The 20,384-nt window shown below is 68.2% G+C and carries 14 protein-coding genes; 12 read left to right on the top strand and 2 right to left on the bottom strand.

Annotation, left to right across the window (positions count from 1 at the left end; translation table 11 throughout):
* Positions 1–174 precede the first annotated feature (174 nt).
* The 5 genes from rpsF to zipA all read left to right on the top strand — a co-directional run bounded on the left by rpsF (position 175) and on the right by zipA (position 6,502).
* Positions 175–612: a 30S ribosomal protein S6 gene (gene rpsF / locus M2421_RS03255; protein WP_259203201.1), complete on the top strand. Its 438-nt coding sequence runs from the start codon at positions 175–177 to the stop codon at positions 610–612.
* Positions 613–623: 11 nt separating this feature from the next.
* Positions 624–854: a 30S ribosomal protein S18 gene (gene rpsR / locus M2421_RS03250; RefSeq protein ID WP_002804494.1), complete on the top strand. Its 231-nt coding sequence runs from the start codon at positions 624–626 to the stop codon at positions 852–854.
* A gap of 152 nt (positions 855–1,006) precedes the next feature.
* Positions 1,007–1,459, top strand: coding sequence for a 50S ribosomal protein L9 (gene rplI, locus M2421_RS03245; RefSeq protein WP_259203194.1), 453 nt, complete (start codon positions 1,007–1,009; stop codon positions 1,457–1,459).
* Between the two features lie 756 nt (positions 1,460–2,215).
* Complete coding sequence (gene smc / locus M2421_RS03240) at positions 2,216–5,719, top strand: chromosome segregation protein SMC (protein WP_259203193.1); 3,504 nt, start codon at positions 2,216–2,218, stop codon at positions 5,717–5,719.
* Between the two features lie 45 nt (positions 5,720–5,764).
* Positions 5,765–6,502, top strand: coding sequence for a cell division protein ZipA (gene zipA, locus M2421_RS03235; RefSeq protein ID WP_259203192.1), 738 nt, complete (start codon positions 5,765–5,767; stop codon positions 6,500–6,502).
* Between the two features lie 229 nt (positions 6,503–6,731).
* Here zipA and M2421_RS03230 read toward each other — a convergent pair whose 3' ends face one another.
* The gene (locus M2421_RS03230; RefSeq protein ID WP_259203189.1) at positions 6,732–7,187 is read right to left on the bottom strand and encodes a transposase; all 456 of its coding nucleotides are present in this window, start codon (positions 7,185–7,187) and stop codon (positions 6,732–6,734) included.
* A 224-nt stretch (positions 7,188–7,411) separates the two neighbouring features.
* Entirely contained in the window at positions 7,412–8,518 is a 1,107-nt protein-coding gene (locus M2421_RS03225; protein WP_259203188.1) for a pyridoxal phosphate-dependent aminotransferase, read from the bottom strand.
* Between the two features lie 143 nt (positions 8,519–8,661).
* On the opposite strand from M2421_RS03225, the gene ligA reads away from it, so the two are divergent.
* The 7 genes from ligA to M2421_RS03190 all read left to right on the top strand — a co-directional run bounded on the left by ligA (position 8,662) and on the right by M2421_RS03190 (position 20,361).
* The gene (gene ligA / locus M2421_RS03220) at positions 8,662–11,124 is read left to right on the top strand and encodes an NAD-dependent DNA ligase LigA (RefSeq protein WP_259203187.1); all 2,463 of its coding nucleotides are present in this window, start codon (positions 8,662–8,664) and stop codon (positions 11,122–11,124) included.
* A gap of 9 nt (positions 11,125–11,133) precedes the next feature.
* Positions 11,134–11,619, top strand: coding sequence for a GNAT family N-acetyltransferase (locus M2421_RS03215; RefSeq protein ID WP_259203186.1), 486 nt, complete (start codon positions 11,134–11,136; stop codon positions 11,617–11,619).
* The gene (epmA, locus tag M2421_RS03210; RefSeq protein WP_259203184.1) at positions 11,616–12,560 is read left to right on the top strand and encodes an EF-P lysine aminoacylase EpmA; all 945 of its coding nucleotides are present in this window, start codon (positions 11,616–11,618) and stop codon (positions 12,558–12,560) included. The genes M2421_RS03215 and epmA overlap by 4 nt, the downstream gene beginning before the upstream one ends.
* A gap of 132 nt (positions 12,561–12,692) precedes the next feature.
* Positions 12,693–13,436 (top strand): DUF3011 domain-containing protein, encoded by a 744-nt coding sequence (locus tag M2421_RS03205; protein ID WP_259203183.1) that lies wholly within the window; start codon positions 12,693–12,695, stop codon positions 13,434–13,436.
* A 43-nt stretch (positions 13,437–13,479) separates the two neighbouring features.
* Positions 13,480–14,541, top strand: a complete 1,062-nt coding sequence (gene mtnA, locus M2421_RS03200; RefSeq protein WP_259203180.1) for an S-methyl-5-thioribose-1-phosphate isomerase — start codon at positions 13,480–13,482, stop codon at positions 14,539–14,541.
* Between the two features lie 354 nt (positions 14,542–14,895).
* A complete protein-coding gene (gene gyrA, locus M2421_RS03195) occupies positions 14,896–17,613 on the top strand; it encodes a DNA gyrase subunit A (protein WP_259203179.1) in 2,718 nt (905 codons plus the stop codon).
* Between the two features lie 228 nt (positions 17,614–17,841).
* Positions 17,842–20,361: a membrane-bound PQQ-dependent dehydrogenase, glucose/quinate/shikimate family gene (locus M2421_RS03190; protein WP_259203178.1), complete on the top strand. Its 2,520-nt coding sequence runs from the start codon at positions 17,842–17,844 to the stop codon at positions 20,359–20,361.
* Positions 20,362–20,384: the final 23 nt, after the last annotated feature.

The following is a 20,384-nucleotide window of genomic DNA, read 5'->3' as shown; positions in this document are numbered from 1 at the left end:
CGGCGCGCGATCTTCGGCCTGCGCCCGTGAACGCTGCTGTGGTTTCCGTGACAGCGCATCTGTGCCATAATTTGCGGCTTCCTGCCTGATTCCGGGCAGGACCCTTGCCCCACCGCGTTCACCTGCGGGGGGCTGTCCGGCCCCCAAAGGGCCACATCCGAAAGGTAAAAACACATGAGTCGTCATTACGAAGTCGTGTTCCTGGTCCATCCGGACCAGAGCGAACAGGTCCCGGCCATGATCGAGCGCTACAAGGCGCTGGTCGAGAACGGCAGCGGCACCATCCACCGTCTGGAAGACTGGGGCCGTCGTCAGCTGGCCTACCCGATCCAGAACCTGGTGAAGGCCCACTACGTCATGCTCAACATCGAGTGCGACCAGGCCGTGCTGAGCGAGCTGGTGGAAAGCTTCCGCTTCAACGACGCCGTGCTGCGCAACCTCGTCATCAAGCGTGACGAAGCCGACACCGAGCAGTCGCTGATCATGAAGAGCAAGGACGAGAAGGGTGACAAGCCCGAGCGTGGCGAGCGTCGTCGTCGTGATGACGAAGAAGGTGAAACCACCCCCGCCGCTGACACCGATGCCGGCGAAGACGCCGCTTCGGCCGCTTAAGGAGCACTGACATGTCCAAGTTCTTCCGTCGCCGCAAGTTCTGCAAGTTCACGGCCGAAGGTGTCAAGGAGATCGATTACAAGGATCTCAACACCCTGCGCCAGTACCTGACCGAGAACGGCAAGATCGTGCCGAGCCGCGTCACCGGTACCAAGTCGAAGTACCAGCGCCAGCTGGCAACGGCCGTCAAGCGCGCCCGTTTCCTGGCCCTGATCCCGTACACCGACAACCACGACGTCTGATGAAAGCCGGCGGCTTCGGTCGCCGCTTTCGTGGACCTGGCCGCCCGCGCTGCAGAGCGTCGGGCGGTTTCACGGTCTACCGTTCGGATATTCGGACAGCCATCCGCTGCGGGGCCCTGCCTCGCTAACGAATACATATTTGGAGTTACACCATGAAGCTGATTCTTCTTCAGAAGGTCACCAACCTCGGCGGTCTGGGCGATCTGGTCGACGTGAAGCCGGGCTACGGCCGCAACTTCCTCGTCCCGACCGGCAAGGCCGTTCCGGCCACCAGCACCAACGTTGCCGAATTCGAAGCCAAGCGCGCCGAATACGAAGCCAAGGCCCAGTCGATCCACGCTGACGCCGAAGCCCGCAAGGCGAAGCTGGAAGGCAAGAGCGTCACGATCGCCGCCAATGCGTCGACCGAAGGCAAGCTGTACGGTTCGGTTGGCCCGCGCGATATCGCCGAAGCCTTCACCGCTGCCGGCCTGCCGCTGGAAAAGAGCGAAGTGATCCTGGGCGAAGGCGCCTTCCGCAACGTGGGCGAGTACGAGGTGACTGTTCACCTGCACGCCGACGTCGAAACCACCGTCAAGGTGGTGGTGGAAGCCGAAAAGGCCTGATCCCTGCCGAAAGGCTGGAATCGCTGAAACGGGTGCCCGCGAGGGTGCCCGTTTTTGTTTGTGGGGGAGCCAAGGCTACGGCACGCGCTGGCGCCTTGGCTTTCCGGGGGAGGGTGGCGGGTAGCCTTGGCCGGGACACGCCGTAAACCCGTCCATGGGGGCTCGATGTGCGCCTTGCGCGCTCGTGCAATCCTGCACAAGCGGCAAGACCGGGGTTGGGCGTCCGGCCCAACCCGTCCGGCGCATGCGCCGGACCCATGGCGCACAACGGTCCCGGCCAAGGCTACCCGCCACCCTCTGCAGGGGATATCGGGGTGGGCGGTTGGGGTGGGGCTGCAGCGGTGCCGACGTCACTGGCGGGGTAGTGAGAAATGGATGTTGAGGAGGCGAGCGGTAAATAGGAGCGGCAAAGGCAGCCACGCATGGCGTGGCGCTACGCTCTCCCGCACCCTCTCGCTTTGCCGGACCGCGGAGCGGGGTTTACGGCGTGTCCCGCGCCCCCTCCCGCACCGCCCCGCGTGCGCCGCAGGTGAGAAGCCGTGCTTTGGCTTTGGCGCTGGCTCCGCGCCTTGACGCCTTCAAGCATTCAAAAACCCCCAACCCCCAGCAAACAGCTGCCCCGTTATACTCAGGCTATCGCGTCGCCCTTGGGGCCATTGAAACCCAGCAACATCAATGGCTTGAAGGTGGGAATCGCCCCGACATCCACCCTGGCGGGGGTCGCTTCAGGCCCTCGCCCCGGAAACCAACCCCGCCATGCGTCTGTCCACGATCAAGCTGTCCGGCTTCAAGTCCTTCGTCGATCCGACCACGCTCCACCTGCCGACCAACATGACCGGCGTGGTGGGGCCCAATGGCTGTGGCAAGTCCAACATCATCGACGCCGTGCGCTGGGTCATGGGCGAAAGCTCGGCCAGCCGCCTGCGTGGCGATTCGCTCACCGACGTCATTTTCTCCGGCTCCTCCGCGCGCAAGCCGGTCTCCCAGGCGACCGTCGAACTTATTTTCGACAATACCGACCACACCATTTCCGGCGAGTACGCCTCGTTCAACGAAATCTCGGTCAAGCGCCAGGTCAGCCGCGACGGCAGCAGCAACTATTATCTCAATGGCACCAAGTGCCGACGTCGCGACATCACCGACCTGTTCCTCGGCACCGGCCTGGGGCCGCGCAGTTACTCCATCATCGAACAGGGCATGATCAGCCAGATCATCGAAGCCCGCCCCGAAGACCTGCGCGTCTACCTGGAAGAGGCCGCCGGCATCTCCAAGTACAAGGAGCGCCGCAAGGAAACCGAAACCCGCATCCGGCATACCCGCGAAAACCTCGACCGCCTCGGCGACCTCCGCGAGGAAATCGGCAAGCAGCTCGAACACCTCAAGCGCCAGGCCCGCCAGGCCGAGCAGTACCAGGCGTTGCAGGAAGAGCGCCGGGTCAAGGATGCCGAGTGGAAGGCGCTGGAATATCGCGGCCTCGATGGCCGCCTCAGTGGCCTGCGCGAAGCGCTCTCGCAGGAAGAAACCCGCCTGCAGCAGTTCATCGCCGAACAACGTGACGCCGAAGCGCGTATCGAAACCAGCCGCGTGCGCCGCGAGGAAGCCGCCGATGCGCTCAGCACCGCACAGGCCGAGGTCTACCAGGTGGGCAGCACGCTGGCCCGCCTCGAGCAGCAGATCCAGCACCAGCACGAAATGGCGCAGCGCCTGAACAAGGCGCGCGACGAAGCACAGCAGGCCCTGGCCGAACTTGGCCAGCACATCAGCGGCGACGAAGCCAAGCTGGCCGTATTGCGCGAGTCGGTGGACGAGGCCGAGCCGCGACTGGAACAACTGCAGGAAGAAAACGAGATCAAGCAGGAAGCCCTGCGCGATGCCGAAGCCCGCCTCGCCGACTGGCAGCAGCGTTGGGAAGCCCACACCCGCAGCACCTCCGAGGCCTCGCGCGCCGGCGAAGTCGAGCGCACCCGCGTGGACTACCTCGATCGCCAGGTGCTGGAGGCCGACCGCCGCCGTGAAGCGCTCAGCGCCGAACGCACCGGCCTGGACCTGGACGCGCTGGCCGAGGTGTTCGAGGAACTGCACCTGCAGCATGAAGCCCAGAAGGAGTCGCTGGACGGGCTCACCGAACTGGTCGAGCAACGCAAGCAGGCCGTGGCCGCACTGCAGGACCGCCAGCGCACGGGCCAGACCGAACTGGCCGAGATCCGCAAGCAGGCACAGGCCGCGCGCGGTCGCCTGTCGTCACTGGAAACCCTGCAGCAGGCCGCCCTCGGCCAGGAGCAGGGCGCCGCCGTGGCGTGGCTGAAGTCGCGTGGGCTGGATTCCGGCGCGCGCGTGGGCGAGCGCCTCACCGTCGAAAGCGGTTGGGAAAACGCGGTGGAAAGCGCGCTCGGCCAGCTCATCGAAGGCGTGCTGGTGGCCGCTCCCGAGCAACTGGTCGGCGAACTGGCCGAGCTCGGCGACGGCCGCATCGCGCTGGTGTCCGACAGCCAGGAGGCGCTCAATGTCGCGCCCACCTCGCTGGCGGCCAAGGTGCAGGGGCCGACCGCGATCCGTCGCCTGCTCGCGCGCCTGCACGCGGCGGACGACCTGGATGCGGCGCGTGCGCTGCAACCCACGCTGGCCGAAGGCGATTCGGTCATCACCCGCGGCGGCGAACGCCTGGGCGAAGGCTGGGTGCGCGTGTCGCGCTCCGGCGCGGCCAAGCAGGGCGCGCTGCTGCGCGAGCGCGAGATCGTCACCCTGCGCGCGCAGATCGATACCCTGCAGGAGCGCGAAGCCGCGCTGGAACAACAGCTCTCCGCCTTCCGCGAACAGTTGCTGGCCGGCGAGCAGCATCGCGAGGACGCGCAGCGCCACCTCTACCAGGCCCATCGCAGCGTCTCCGAACTCGGTGGCCAGCTGCAGAGCCAGCAGGGCAAGGTCGAGGCCGCCCGGACCCGCATCGACCGCATCGAAGGCGAGCTGGTGCAGTTGCTGGAAACCCTCGATACCGGCCGCGAGCAGGTGCGCGAAGCACGCGCACGCCTCGACGATGCGGTTACCAGCATGGGCGACCTGGAAGCGGTGCGCGCCGCGCTGGAAGGCGAGCGCCGCCAGCTCACCGATGCCCGCGACCAGGCGCGCGACCAGGCCCGCAACGTGCGCGAGAGCGCGCACTCGCTGGCCCTCACCCTGGAGTCGCAGCGCACCCAGATCGCCTCGCTGAGCCAGGCGCTGGAGCGTATGAGCACCCAGCGTGGCCAGCTCGACACCCGCCTGGGCGAGCTGCATTCGCAGCTGGACCAGGGCGACTCGCCGGTGCAGAGCCTGCAGGCCGAGCACCAGAACGCGCTGAGCGAACGCGTCCGTGCCGACCGCGTGCTGGGCGAGGCGCGGACGCTGCTGGACGGCATCGATGCGGAACTGCGCAATTTCGAGCAGACCCGACACAAGCGCGACGAGCAGGCCCTGGCCCAGCGCGAGCGTATTTCCCAGCGCAAGCTCGACCAGCAGGCGCTGGTGCTGAGCGCCGAGCAGCTGTCGGCGTCGGTGGAGAAGGCCGGGTTCGTGCTGCAGGACGTGATCAATACGCTGCCCGAAGAGGCGCGCGTGTCCGATTGGGAACAGACGGTGCACCAGATCGACGGGCGCATGCGTCGCCTGGAGCCGGTCAACCTGGCCGCCATCCAGGAGTACGGCGAAGCCTCGCAGCGCTCGGAGTACCTGGACGCGCAGAACACCGACCTGACCACCGCGCTGGAAACCCTGGAAGACGCGATCCGCAAGATCGACCGCGAGACCCGCGGCCGCTTCAAGGACACCTTCGACCGCGTCAACGCCGGCGTGCAGCAGCTGTACCCACGCCTGTTCGGCGGTGGCCATGCCTACCTTGAACTCACCGGTGAAGACCTTCTCGACACCGGTGTCGCCATCATGGCGCGGCCGCCGGGCAAGCGCGTGTCAAGCATCTCGCTGTTGTCCGGTGGCGAGAAGGCGATGACGGCGGTGGCGCTGGTGTTTGCGATCTTCCAGCTCAACCCCGCGCCGTTCTGCCTGCTGGACGAGGTGGACGCGCCGCTGGACGAAGCCAACGTCGGCCGCCTCGCCAACATGGTCAAGGAGATGAGCGAGAAGGTGCAGTTCCTGTTCGTGAGCCACAACAAGGCCACGATGGAAGCCGCGCACCAGCTCTCGGGCGTCACCATGCGCGAGCCGGGCGTCAGCCGACTGGTCAGCGTGGACCTGGAAGAGGCGGCACGATTGGCGGGCGCCGCCTGACGTGCCATGCTTACCTGAACGTATTTAGCCGGAGACCCCCACCGAATGTCCGACATGGCACTGCTCCGCATCGGCATCCTGGCCGCCGGCCTGCTGTTGATCGCCGCGATCTTCCTGTTTGGCCGCCCGAAGAAGAAATCGCAGGGTCGCCGCGTCGACGCGGCCGATACCGGCGCCGGCGCGCGTCGTGAGCCGAGCCTGGGCGAAGGCGACAGCGCCGAGGCCGGCCGTGATGGCGTCCCCGGCGAAGACGGGGTGACCCAGGCCGAGCTGGGCCTGTCCGATGTCGACGGCGCCGCCGCCAGCGACCTGGGCAAGCGCGCCAACCAGGATTTCGACAAGATCGTGTCGCTGTTCGTGGCCGCCCGCGCCGGCGAGCAGTTGCGCGGCGAAGACATCGTGGTGGCTGCGGAGAAGACCGGCCTGGTGTTTGGCCACATGAACGTGTTCCACCGCCTGGTCGAAGGCCACCCTGAGCGCGGTCCGATCTTCTCGATGGCCAGCATCATGAAGCCGGGCAGCTTCGACATGGCCAACATCCGCGAGATGGAAACCCCGGCCATCGCGTTTTTCCTGACCTTGCCCGCGCCGCTGACCGCGCTGGATGCGTGGGAGAAAATGCTGCCCACCGTGCAGCGCATGGGCGAACTGCTCGACGGCGTGGTGCTGGATGACAGCCGCGCTACGCTCGGCCGCCAGCGTGTCGCGCACATCCGTGACGAACTGCGCGCCTATGATCGCCAGCACCAGGCCCCGCCGCTGACCAAAGCCCCGCGCTGGTAAGGCGATCGGGTGTGGTGCAGCCGAGCATGGCTCGGCTCTACCTTGGGGGAAGGGTGGCGGCGCGCAGCGACGGACGGTGGTGCAGCCGAGCATGGCTCGGCTCTACCTTGCGGAAGGGTGGCGGCGCGCAGCGACGGACGGTGGTGCAGCCGAGCATGGCTCGGCTCTACCCGGCAAAGGGCGTAGCGGCGGACGGTAGAGCCGAGCCATGCTCGGCTGATTGTCGAGCTCATTCCTGCAATGGCCAACGGCACCATGCATGGGGGTATTCCCCCAGTCTGTCGGCCAGTCCCGCCCTAACGGGATTGGCGGCGATGTAGACCGCATGCCGGCGGAGCGATTCATCGCACCGCACCGCGTGGTCGAAGTACCCTGGCTGCCACAGCGACGCCTCGCGTCCGAGCGTCTGGTTCAGCAGCCGGCCGCTGCGGGACTTGAACATCTGCATGCAGGCGGCAAGCGTCCCGCTGCGTAACTGGAACATCCAGTGCACATGGTCGGGCATCACCACCCATGCCAGTGAACACGTGCGTTTCGTGCCTTCGACAAATCGCAAGGCATCGATGATGACCGCGGCGTTTGCGGGTACTGCGAGAAAGTGCGCTCTCCCCAGCGTCACGGTGGTGACCACATAGACCTGGGCGATTTCGGAGTGACGTCCAATCTGCAGTCGAGGGCTGGTCATCGCCACACGTTGCCCGTGTGGCGGCCACGCGTGGATCGGCCTGGTGCCTGATCTGCTGTCGGGAATCTGTGCGATGTTGTCTCGCGATCAGCCGAGCATGGCTCGGCTCTACCGATGAAGGGGCGTCGCGGCGGGCGATCAGCCGAGCATGGCTCGGCTCTACCGGAGGAGGGGGTGTCGCCGTGGGCGGGGTAGAGCCGAGCCATGCTCGGCTGCGTGGACCGTCAGGACGAGGCGCCCACCACCGCCGCGAACGCGTCGCGGAACCGGGCCATCTCCGCTTCGGTACCCACCGTCACCCGCACCCGCTGCGGCCAGATCGGCCAACTGCGGCCGATCACCACGCCGCGCTCTGCCATCGCAGCAATGAACGCGGTGCCGTCGCGCTTTACGTCGACCACGAAACAATTCGCTTCGGACGGCACGCAGCTGAAGCCGCGCGCGCCCAGCCAGCCGACGGTGGCCTGGCGCACGCGGGTGTTCTCGGCCTTGCGCTGCGCGACCAGCGTGGGTTCGCGCAGGCTCGCCAACCCGGCGGCCAGGGCCGTCACCGGCAACGGGTTGTCGCCCAGGCTGGCCAGCTCGCGCAGGTGGTCCGGGTGGGCGGCGGCCACGCCCAGGCGCAGCCCGGCCATGCCGTAAAGCTTGGAAAACGTGCGCAGCACGATCAGGTCCTCGCGTTGCATCACCTGGCCGATCACCGAGCGCTGGTCGCTGTACTGCAGGTAGGCTTCGTCGACCAGCACGCGGGTCTGTGCCGGCTTGTTGGCGAGCAACCAGGCGATGTCCGCCGCCGGGGTGATCGAGCCGGTCGGGTTGTTGGGATTGCACAGGTACAGCAGGCCGGCGTTGATCCGTGCCGCGGCAGCGGCCATCGCACGCACGTCGTGCGCGCCGTCTGCGCGCAGCGCGATTTTCGCCACCGTGGCGCCACGTGCGGCAGCGAGGTCGCCGAGTGCCTCGAAGGTCGGGTCGGCCACCACCAGCCCGGCGCTGGACGAGGTCCACAGGATCGCCGCGCGGTTCAGCGGTTCGCTGGAGCCTGGGTATAGCCGCACCTGCGCCGTGCCCAGGCCCTCCTGCTGGGCGAACAGATCGCGCAGTTCACCGGCCAGCCCGAACAGGTAGCGGCCGCTGCCGGCCACGATGTCGCGTGCGGCCACCTGCGCGGCCGGGGCCGGGCCGTACGGGCATTCGTTGAAGTTGAGCAGGACCGGGGCGTCTGCCGCGGTGCGCGGTGCGGCTGCCGCCGCGCCAGGGACACCCAGCCCGGCCAGGGCCAGGCCGGTGCCGGCCAGTTGCAGGAACGAGCGGCGGGAGGGGGCGGTCACGGTCACGGGACACCTGCAGTGAGGGACTCCGCGCACGCTAGCGCCGTGGTCGGGTAACGGCAATAGTCCGGGCGCCGAACTGCGGGGTGGCTGGCGCAGCCGACAGGCCATAAAATCTACTGCCCCGTCAGGATGCTTCCCGCATGAGCCCCAGCCCCGCTGAACGTGCCGAGGTGCTGCGCCGCCAGATCGACGAAGCCGGCAAGGCCTACCACGAGCGCGACGAGCAGCTGATTCCGGATGCCGACTACGATCGGCTGGTCCGCGAGCTGGAGGCGCTGGAAGCAGCCCATCCCGATCTGGTCCAGGCCGATTCGCCCACCCAGCGCGTGGGCGGCAAGGCATCGTCGCGGTTTGCCGAAGTGCGCCACGCGGTGCCGATGTTGTCGCTGGGCAACGCCTTCAGCGACGAGGAAGTGCAGGATTTCGTGCGCCGCATCGGCGAGCGCCTGCGCCGCGATGCGCTGTATTTTTCGGCCGAACCCAAGCTCGACGGCCTGGCGATCAGCCTGCGCTACGAGAACGGCCGCTTCGTGCAGGGCGCTACCCGCGGCGACGGTGCGACCGGCGAGGACGTCAGCGCCAACCTGCGCCAGATCGAGGTGATTCCCCAGTCGCTTGCCGGTGAGGGGTGGCCGCAGGTGCTGGAGGTACGCGGCGAGGTGTACATGGCGCGCGCCGATTTCGAGGCCTACAACGCGCAGGCTCGCCTGCATGAAGGCAAGGTGCTGGCCAACCCGCGCAACGCCGCCGCCGGCTCGCTGCGCCAGCTCGACCCGAAGATGAGCGCCAGGCGCAAACTGAGCTTCTACGCCTATGGCACCGGACAGGTGCAGGGCGGCGAGCTGCCGGCCACGCACTCGGCCACGCTGGCGCAGCTGCGCGCGTGGGGCTTCCCGGTCAGCGATCTGTGCAAGGTGGTGGAGGGCAGCGACGGCCTGTTGGCCTACTACCGCGATATCGGCGAGCGCCGCGATGGCCTGGCCTTCGATATCGATGGCGTGGTCTACAAGCTGGACGACCGCGCCGGACAGGAGCAGATGGGCTTCGTCTCGCGCGCACCGCGCTGGGCGATCGCGCACAAGTTCCCGGCCCAGGAGCAGGCCACCACGGTGGAAGCCATCGAGATCCAGATCGGCCGCACCGGCGCCGCCACCCCGGTGGCGCGGCTGGCCCCGGTCGCGGTGGCCGGGGTGATCGTCTCCAACGCCACCCTGCACAATGCCGATCAGATCGCACGCCTCGACGTGCGCGTGGGCGATACGGTCATCGTGCGCCGCGCCGGCGATGTGATCCCCGAAGTGGTCAGCGTCATCGCCGACCGTCGCCCGGATGGCGCCACGCCGTGGCGCATGCCCAGCCAGTGCCCGGTGTGCGGCTCGGAGATCGTGCGCGAAGAGGATGCGGCCGCGTGGCGCTGCTCGGGCGAGCTGAGCTGCCCGGCGCAGCGCAAGGAGGCCATCGCCCACTTCGCCTCACGTCGCGCGATGGATATCGACGGCCTCGGCGGCAAGTACATCGAAACGCTGGTCGACGCCGGCATCGTGCGTGGCGTGGCCGACCTGTACCGGCTCACCCGCGACCAGCTGCTGCAGCTCAAGCTGGTGCTCGACGCCGAATCGCCGGAGGCGCTGGCCGCGCAGATCGGCCTGCACCTGCCGCCGGAAGGCAGTGGCGAGTACCTGCGCCGCATCCTCCAGCTGGACGGCACTGACGACCGCTGGCGCGCGCAGGCGCTGGCGATGCCGGCCGCGTTCACCTGGAACACGAAGAAGATCGCGACCCGATGGGCCGACAATCTGATCGCGGCAATCGACGCCAGCCGCGACACCACCCTGGAGCGGCTGCTGTTCGCGCTCGGCATCGAGCACGTGGGCGAGAGCACCGCCAAGGCGCTGGCGACCTGGTTCGGCGACCTGGAGCTGATCCGGCAACTGCCGTGGCCGCTGTTCAAGCGCGTGCCCGACATCGGCGGTGAAGTGGCGCGCTCGCTGGGCCACTTCTTCGAGCAGGCCGGCAACCAGGACGCGATCAATGCCTTGCTGCAGGTCGGCCAGGTGCGCATCACCGATACCCATGCGCCGTCGGCCAAGCTGCGCGAGGGCCTGGATTTCGCGCAGGTGCTGGTTGAATCCGAAATTCCCGGGATCACCCGCCTGCGCGCCGAAAAGCTGGTGGCCATGCTGCCCGATGCCGCCGCCGTGCTGGATGCCGAGGCAGTGCGGTTCGTGGCCGCCGGGCTGCCCAACGAGGTCGCCCTGGGCCTGGCCAATTGGCTGGACAGCGACGGCCACGGGCCGATGCTGCTCAAGGCCGAACAGTGCCGCCAGCAGTTGCTGGCACGCGCACCGGAACAGGCCGAGCAGGTGGCCGGCCCGCTTGATGGCCAGACCGTGGTGCTCACCGGCACCCTGGCGCAGATGACCCGCGATGAAGCCAAGGCGCGGCTGGAAGCACTGGGCGCGAAGGTCTCCGGGAGCGTGTCGAAGAAGACTGCGTTCGTGGTCGCCGGCACCGAGGCGGGCTCCAAGCTGGCCAAGGCCGGCGAGCTCGGCATCGAGGTCTGGGACGAAGATCGTCTGGTCGCCTTCCTGGCGCAGCACTGAGAGGCCCGCATGCACACCGTCCCGTTGGATTTCCGCGTTGCCACCGTCGCCGATACCGAGCTGCTGATCGGCCTGATGCGCGCGTTCTATGCCGAAGACAAGCTCGACTTCGACAACGATCGGGTGCGCCGCGCGCTCGCCGCGTTGCTGGAAGAACCGCGCAATGGCGAAGTGCTGTTGTGGTTGGCCGAAGATGGCCACGTGGTCGGCTATGCCGCGTTGGCGATGGGCTTCAGCCTGGAGCAGGGCGGTCATTTCGCGCTGCTCGACGAGCTGTATCTGCAGCATGACGCGCGCGGCCGCGGCCGCGGCAAGCAGGCGCTGGCGATCCTCGAACAGCGCGCCAACGCGCGCGGCGTGGCGCGCATGCGGCTGGAAGTGAACCATCACAACGAGCTGGCGCGGCGGCTCTACCTGGCCACTGGCTACGTCGACGATACCCGCGACCTGCTGACCCTGCCGCTGGCCGAGCGGCTGAAGGACGCGCGCGCATGATCGCCGCCCTGCGCCAGCGTGCCGCGCTCAATGCGCTGATCCGTGGCTTCTTCGCCGAGCGCGACGTGCTGGAAGTGGAAACCCCGATCCTGTCGGCGGCCGGCAACACCGAGCCGAACATCGACAGCTTCCAGACCCGCTTCAGCGGCCACGTGGACGCCGGCACCACGCAGCGTTGGCTGCGCACCTCGCCCGAGTACCCGCTCAAGCGCCTGCTGGCCGCGGGCGTGGGCGACTGCTACGAGCTGGGCCGGGTATTCCGCAACGGCGAAGCCGGCGGCCGCCACAATCCCGAGTTCACCATGCTGGAGTGGTACCGCGTGGGTTGGGACCACCACCGGCTCATCGAGGAGACCGTCGCGCTGGTGCATGCCGCGCTCGGCCTGGTGCAGCGCACCGCGCGCGTGCACGTCATCGACTACCGCAGCCTGTACCGACAGCACGCCGGCGTGGATCCGTTCGAGGCCAGCCTGGCGCAGCTGCAGGCCCCGCTGGCCGACGTGCGCATCGATGCGGACGGGCTGACCCGCGATGACTGGCTGGACCTTCTGATGACCCACTGCATCCAACCGCATTTCGATGACGACTGCATGACGGTGGTGCACGACTGGCCGGCCAGCCAGGCAGCGCTGGCGCGGGTGCGACCGGGCACGCCGCCGTTGGCTGAACGATTCGAGCTGTACCTGGGGGCGGTGGAGCTGGCCAACGGCTACCACGAGCTGAACGATGCAGCTGAACAACGTGCGCGCTTCGAACGCGACCACGCCACCCGCCGTCGTCGTGGCGACGTGCTGCCGCCGCTGGACGAGCACCTGCTCGCCGCGCTGCCCTCGCTGCCGGCCTGTGCCGGGGTGGCGGTGGGCGTGGACCGCCTGCTGATGGCGATGAACCGCACCGGTCGGATTGCTGACGTGCTGGCGATCGAGTTCGCGCGGGCCTGAACGGTTTTGCCGGCCGTTTGCGCCGGTTTTCGACGCACGGGTGTCTTGCGCGCCCTGCATGATGATGCTCTGATCACACCGGATGTCCGAAGGTGGTCATGTGATCGTTCTGGTGCGGCGGGGACTGTGTTGATGAAGCTGTTGGATGTAGCCGACCTGCCGTCGTGGAACGCGCCGCGTTGGACGTGGACGTGGTGGACGCTGGTGCTGTGCAGTACGGCGTTGCCGCTGCACGCAAGCGCGGCCGAGACCGGCTATGCCGGCCAGGTGGTGCGCTGCGAATCGCGTGACATGGAGTGGGTGCACTGCGACATGCCGGTGGCCAATGGCGTCGACCTGGTCCGCCAGTTGTCCGGCAACAGCTGCGTGCGTGGCACCGAATGGGGGACCGACCGTTCCGGGGTATGGGTGACGCTGGGCTGCCGCGGCGAGTTCCGCAGCCGCGTTGCCGCCGGTGCCGGTCAGGCGCGCAACGTGCGCCGCGTCCTGCGCTGCGAATCCAACGGCCGCCCGCAGAACTGCCCCGTGGTGCTGCAGGGCGCCCCCGTGCGGCTGCTGCGGCAGTTGTCCTCGATGCCGTGCCGCGAAGGCCATAGCTGGGGCGTGCGCCGCAATGAAGTGTGGGTGACGCGTGGCTGCCAGGGTGATTTCGAGATCGGCGCCGCCGACGGCACCGGCTTCCTGGACATGCCGCGCACGCTGGTCTGCGAATCCAAGTCGCGCCAGCGCCGCTTCTGCGGGGCCACCATCAGCAAGGGCGTGCGCCTGTCCAGGCAGCTCTCCGGCAGCGCCTGCGAGGAAGGCCGCGGCTGGGGCTGGGATGCGCGCGGGGTGTGGGTGGACAACGGCTGCCGGGCCGAGTTCCAGGTCAACTGAGCCCGGATATGGCGGCGCGCACGCGCGCCGCTACAATGGGCGGATGAACGCATCCACCGACATCGACTACGCCCGCTACGACCATATCCGCCCGATCCTGTGGACCGGCGATTCCCTGCAACTGCTCGACCAGCGCAAGCTGCCGTTCGTGGTGGAACACGTGGAATGCCGTGACAGCGATGCCGTGGCCGAGGCCATCCATGCGTTGACCGTGCGCGGCGCGCCGGCGATCGGCATTGCCGCCGCCTGGGGCGTGGTGCTGGCCGCCGGTACGGTGCAGGCCGATGACGGCGCCCAGGCGCTGGCCAAGCTGGAGCCGGCGTTGCAGCGGCTGAATGCCTCGCGCCCGACCGCGGTCAACCTGGCGTGGGCGCTTGCGCGGATGCGCCGCGCCCTGGCCGCGGCCGGGGCCGACTGGCAGCAGGTACTGGCCAATGAAGCCCAGGCCATCGCCGAGGAAGACCTGGCCGCCAACCGCCACATGGGCGCGCTGGGCGCCGGCCTGATCGAGGCCGGCAGCGGCGTGTTGACCCACTGCAACACCGGCTCGCTGGCCACTGCCGGGTTCGGTACCGCGCTGGGCGTGATCCGCGCCGGCATGGCCCAGCACCGCATCGCCAAGGTCTTCGCCGGCGAGACCCGGCCGTGGCTGCAGGGTGCGCGCCTGACCGTGTGGGAGCTGCAGCAGGACGGCATCGACGCCACCCTGATCGCCGACTCGGCCGCCTCGCACCTGATGAAGACCGGGGCGGTGCAGTGGGTGATCGTCGGTGCGGACCGCATCTGCGCCAATGGCGATACCGCCAACAAGATCGGCACCTACCAGCTGGCCATCGCCGCCCGCCACCACGGGGTCAGGTTCATGGTGGTGGCCCCGTCCTCCACCGTGGACATGGACACTGCCGACGGCGAGCAGATCGAGATCGAGCAGCGCGATCCGGGTGAGCTGTACGGGGTAGGGGGCATGCGCACCGTGGCCGAGGGCATCGCCGCCTGGAACCCGGTGTTCGACGTCACCCCGGGCAGCCTGATCGATGCGATCGTGACCGAGCGTGGGGTCATCCTGAACCCGACGGTGGCCAACATGCAGGCCGCCTTCGGCTGAGCGGCAGCGCTGCCGGGGCGCGGGCCCCGGCGCGGATGACGGGCGGTGTACGGGGAAGCGACCACGGCCAGCGTCAGCGCCGCGCGCGAAGGCCGGCTGCGGCGGCGCCCCGCACCCCCTTGGCTGCGCGGACCGGCTGCCGCTGCGGCCAACGCCCGGGCAGTGCCGGCCGGTCGCCGGCAGGCGGGCGCGCAACGCCCCGTAAGTTCCTGATTCTTGCCGGTAAAACCCCTGTAAAAGCAGGCGGAAAACGGCCCGTTGTGGTAGACTCCAACGGTTAATCGAGATTCCGACGCGGCCGCCCCGAAAGGGCTGGCGCGGCGGACTGGACCGCACCCAGACAACGGAACCCGAATGGCAGAAACCGCCAAGGAAATCATCCAGGTCAACCTGGAAGACGAGATGCGCAAGAGTTACCTCGATTACGCGATGAGCGTGATCGTGGGCCGCGCACTCCCGGATGCGCGCGATGGCCTCAAGCCGGTGCATCGTCGCGTGCTGTTTGCGATGAGTGAACTCAACGCGCACGCCAACAAGCCTTACTTCAAGTCGGCGCGTATCGTCGGTGACGTCATCGGTAAGTACCACCCGCATGGCGATCAGTCGGTGTACGACACCCTGGTGCGCCTGGCGCAGCCGTTCTCGCTGCGCTACATGCTGGTCGATGGCCAGGGTAACTTCGGTTCGGTCGACGGCGACTCCGCCGCGGCAATGCGTTACACCGAAGCGCGCATGTCCAAGCTCACCCATGAGCTGATGGCGGACCTGGACAAGGAAACCGTCGATTTCCAGCCCAACTATGACGAAAAGGAACTGGAGCCGACGGTCATGCCGACCCGGTTCCCGAACCTGCTGGTCAATGGTTCGGCCGGCATCGCGGTGGGCATGGCCACCAATATCCCGCCGCACAACCTGACCGAATCGATCAACGCCTGCATCGCGCTGATCGACAATCCCGAGATCGACGTCGACGGCCTGATGGAGTACATCCCGGGCCCGGACTTCCCGACCGCGGGCATCATCAACGGTACCGCCGGCATCGTCGCCGGCTACCGGACCGGGCGTGGCCGGGTGCGCATCCGCGCCAAGGCGGAGATCGAAGTGGCCGACAACGGCCGCGAGTCGATCATCGTCACCGAGATCCCGTACCAGGTGAACAAGGCCCGGTTGATCGAGAAGATCGCCGAGCTGGTCAAGGAAAAGAAGCTCGAAGGCATCAGCGAACTGCGCGACGAGTCCGACAAGGACGGCATGCGCATCTTCATCGAGATCAAGCGCGGCGAGTCGGCGGAAGTTGTGTTGAACAACCTCTACCAGCAGACCCAGATGGAGTCGGTGTTCGGCATCAACATGGTGGCGCTGGTCGATGGCCGCCCGCAGTTGATGAACCTCAAGCAGATGCTCGAGGCCTTCGTGCGCCACCGCCGCGAAGTGGTCACCCGTCGCACCGTGTTCGAGCTGCGCAAGGCGCGCGCCCGTGCGCACGTGCTGGAAGGCCTGACCGTCGCGCTGGCCAACATCGACGAGATGATCGAGCTGATCAAGACCTCGCCCAACCCCACCGAGGCCCGCGAACGCATGCTCGCGCGCCTGTGGGAGCCGGGCCTGGTCGGGTCGATGCTGGGCGCTGCGGGCGCGGAAACCTCGCGCCCGGAAGACCTGCCCAAGGGCGTGGGCCTGATCACCGGCGGCTACCAGCTGACCGAGATCCAGGCCACCCAGATCCTGGAAATGCGCCTGCACCGCCTGACCGGGCTGGAGCAGGACCGCCTGACCGAAGAGTACAAGCAGCTGCTGGAAACCATCGCCGGGCTGATCCACATCCTGGAAGATCCGGACCGCCTGCTGCAGGTGATCCGCGAAGAGCTGATCAACGTGCGCACCGAGTTCGGCGACGAGCGCCGCACCGAGATCCGCCACAGCGAAGAAGACCTGGACATCCTCGACCTGATCGCCCCGGAAGACGTGGTGGTCACCCTGTCGCACGCCGGTTACGTCAAGCGCCAGCCGGTCAGCGCCTACCGCGCACAGCGCCGTGGCGGCCGTGGCCGCAGCGCCGCGTCGACCAAGGAAGAGGATTTCATCGAGCAGTTGTGGCTGGTCAACACCCACGACACGCTGCTGACCTTCACCAGCGCCGGCAAGGTGTTCTGGCTGCCGGTGCACCAGTTGCCCGAAGCCGGTTCCAACGCCCGTGGCCGCCCCATCATCAACTGGATTCCGCTGGAACCCGGTGAGCGGGTGCAGGCGGTGCTGCCGGTGCGCGAGTACGCCGAACGCCAGTTCGTGTTCTTCGCCACCCGCAACGGCACGGTCAAGAAGACCCCGCTCAGCGAGTTCGCCTTCCGCCTGGCGCGCGGCAAGATCGCGATCAACCTCGACGAGGGCGATGCGCTGGTCGGCGTCGGCCTGACCGATGGCGACCGCGACATCCTGCTGTTCGCCTCCAACGGCAAGACCGTGCGCTTCGGCGAGGACAAGGTCCGCTCGATGGGCCGCACCGCCACCGGCGTGCGCGGCATCAAGATGGCCAAGGGCGAGGAAGTGGTCAGCCTGATCGTGGCCGAGAGTGCCGGCGGCAACGAGGACGAGAACGAGGATGACGGCAACGTCGAAGAAGTCGCGATCGAAAACGGCGACGCCGTGATCGAGGTCGGTGACGACGACAACATGCTGTACATCCTGACCGCCACCGAGAACGGCTACGGCAAGCGCACCCCGCTGCCGGATTACCCGCGCAAGGGCCGCGGCACGCAGGGCGTGATCGGCATCCAGACCACCGAGCGCAACGGCAAGCTGGTGAGCGCGGTGCTGATGGGCGCGGCCGACGAAGTGCTGTTGATCTCCGATGGCGGCACGCTGGTGCGCACCCGCGGTTCGGAAATCAGCCGCGTGGGTCGTAATACCCAGGGCGTCACCCTGATCCGCCTGTCCAAGGACGAGAAGCTCCAGGCCGTCGAGCGCATGGATGCCTCGATCGAAGACGAAGAACTGGCGGTGGATGCGGTGCCGCCTGTCGAAGGCAGCGTCGAGATCGCACCGGTTGCCGGTGGCGAGACCCCGCAGGGCTGATCGCAGCGCCTTGCGGTACCACGACAACGCCGGCCTCGTGCCGGCGTTGTCGTTTCCGCGCCGGGTGCGGCCGCGACGCACCTTGCCGATCGTGGCGGCCGGGCGAAAGAACGCATGCACTTCACGGGCACGGTGGGATAACGGCACCCGAACCAGCGGACGTTTGCGTCCGCGATGGCCTTCCCCCTGCAGTCGGAGCCGCTCCGGCTGTGCCGCCAGGAGCGCACGATGTCCGCCTCACCCCACGCCGTCCCCCCCGATTCCTCATCCGCCGTGCGACGCCCGCGCCACGGCCTGGTCACCGTCTTGTCGCTCGTGCTGGTGCTGCTCGGCCTGGTGCTGGGCGGGCTGGGCGCGTGGCTGGCCACCCTCGGTGGCTCCTGGTACTACCTGCTCGCCGGTATCGGGCTGCTGGTGTCCGGCGTGCTGCTGTGGGGCAACCGGCGTGCCGGAGCGCTGTGGTTCGGCGCGGTGTTCGTGGGCACGCTGCTGTGGACCGCGTGGGAGTCGGGCAGCGACTACTGGCGTTGGGTGCCGCGGCTTGGACTGATCGTCGGCATCGGCTTCGTGCTCGCGTTGCTGCTGCCCACGCTGGACCGGCCGTTCACCCGGCGGCTCTCGCGCAGCTTGGCCGGCGTGCTGGCGGCGGTGTTCGTGGCGGCGTTCGTGCTGGCCTTCGTGCCGCACGGCATCACCGCGGCCAATGGTGACTTCCCCGAGCCGATGACCAGTGCCGGGCTCGCGCCCACCGCCGATGCGCCGTTGCAGCCGGCCGACAAGCCGGCCGACGGCGATTGGGCCGCCTACGGGCGCAACAACGCCGCCACCCGTTTCTCGCCACTGCAGCAGATCACCCCGGACAACGTCGGCACGCTCGAACAGGCCTGGCTGTTCCGCACCGGCGACCTGCCCGAGAAGCGCTGGGGCGCGGAGACCACGCCGCTCAAGGTGGGCGACACGCTGTACCTGTGCACCGCGCGCAACCAGTTGGTGGCGCTCAATGCCGCCGACGGCACCGAGCGCTGGCGCTTCGACCCGAAGATCAAGGACAAGTCGATTCCGTACACGGCGGCCTGCCGTGGTGTGTCGTACTACGAAGTGCCGGCCATCGCGCAGCAGGCCGCCGATGCGGACGTTGCCGCCGACCTGGCCAATGCCGCGCCGGGCGTGCCGGTGCTCACCCAGCTGCCGCGCAGCGCCTGCGCGGCGCGCATCATCGAAGGCACCCTGGATGGCCGCCTGATCGCGGTGGATGCCGCCACCGGCAAGCCGTGCGCCGGCTTCGGCAACAACGGGCAGGTCGACATCACCCTGGGCATGGGCGACAGCCCGGCCGGCTACGTGTCCATCACCTCGCCGCCGGCGATCGTGCAGGGCGTGGTCGTCACCGGCCACCAGGTGCTCGACGGCCAGCGTCGCGACGCGCCGTCCGGGGTGATCCAGGCCTATGACGCGGTGACCGGCAAGCTGCGCTGGGCCTGGGACATGGACCAGCCGGAACTGACCGGCCTGCCGGCGCAGGGCAAGACCTACACCCGTGGCACCCCCAACATGTGGACCACCGCCACCGGCGATGACCAGCTTGGCCTGGTCTACCTGCCGATGGGCAATTCGGCGGGCGACTACTGGAGTGGCTCGCGCACCGAGAACCAGAACAAGTACGCCACCTCGCTGGTGGCCATCGACGTCAACACCGGGAAGCCGGCCTGGCATTTCCAGGCGGTGCGCAAGGACGTGTGGGACTACGACATGGGTTCGCAGGCCACGCTGGTCGATTACCCCACCGCCGCCGGCAAGGTGCCGGCGATCCTGCTGCCGACCAAGCAGGGCGACATGTATGTGCTCGACCGCCGCACCGGCCAGCTGCTGACGCCGGCCGAGGAGCGCAAGGTGCCCGCCGGTGGCGTGGAGCCCGGGCAGCGCTCGCCCACCCAGCTGTTCTCGCTGTACCACACGCTGCGCAAGCCGGACCTCACCGAGCGCGACATGTGGGGCATCACCCCGATCGACCAGTTGGTCTGCCGCATCCAGTTCCGCAAGGCCAGCTACGAAGGGTTCTACACCCCGCCCACCGCCGACCGTCATTCCATCGAGTATCCCGGCTACAACGGCGGCTCGGACTGGGGCAGCGTGTCGGTGGATCCGCGCCGTGGCGTGATCGTGGCCAACTACAACGACATGCCCAACTACAACCTGCTGGTGCCGCGCGCCAAGGCCGACAAGCTGGGATGGGTGCCGCGCGAGGACGTGCGCGCCGACAAGGGCGGTGCCGAAGGCGCGGGCGACCCGCAGGTGGGCACGCCGTATGCGATCGACGTCAACGCCGGCTGGCGCCTGCCGTTCACCAAGCTGCTGTGCAAGCAGCCGCCGTACGGTGGCATCCGCGCGGTCGACCTGCGCACCGGCAAGACGCTGTGGGACCGCCCGTTCGGCAGTGCGCGCGGCAATGGCCCGTTCGGCATCCGCTCCGGCCTGCCGATCGAGATCGGCACGCCCAACAACGGCGGCTCGGTGGTCACCGCCAGCGGCCTGATCTTCATCGCCGCGGCTACTGATGACCTGCTGCGCGCGATCGACCTGAAGACCGGCAAGGAGCTGTGGCACGCCAAGCTGCCGGCCGGCGGCCAGGCCAACCCGATGATCTACGCGTTCGGCGGGCGCCAGTACGTGGTGATCATGGCCGGCGGCCATCACTTCATGGAAACCCCCGCGGGCGATTACGTGATTGCCTACGCGTTGCCGAAGTAAGCGGCGTCGGGTGGGCGCATCGA

It is taken from the genome of Stenotrophomonas sp. BIGb0135, from assembly GCF_024810105.1.
Classification (GTDB): domain Bacteria; phylum Pseudomonadota; class Gammaproteobacteria; order Xanthomonadales; family Xanthomonadaceae; genus Stenotrophomonas; species Stenotrophomonas maltophilia_AB.
Note: the sequence above shows the minus strand (reverse complement) of the source record. Positions and strands in the feature narration are given on the sequence as shown.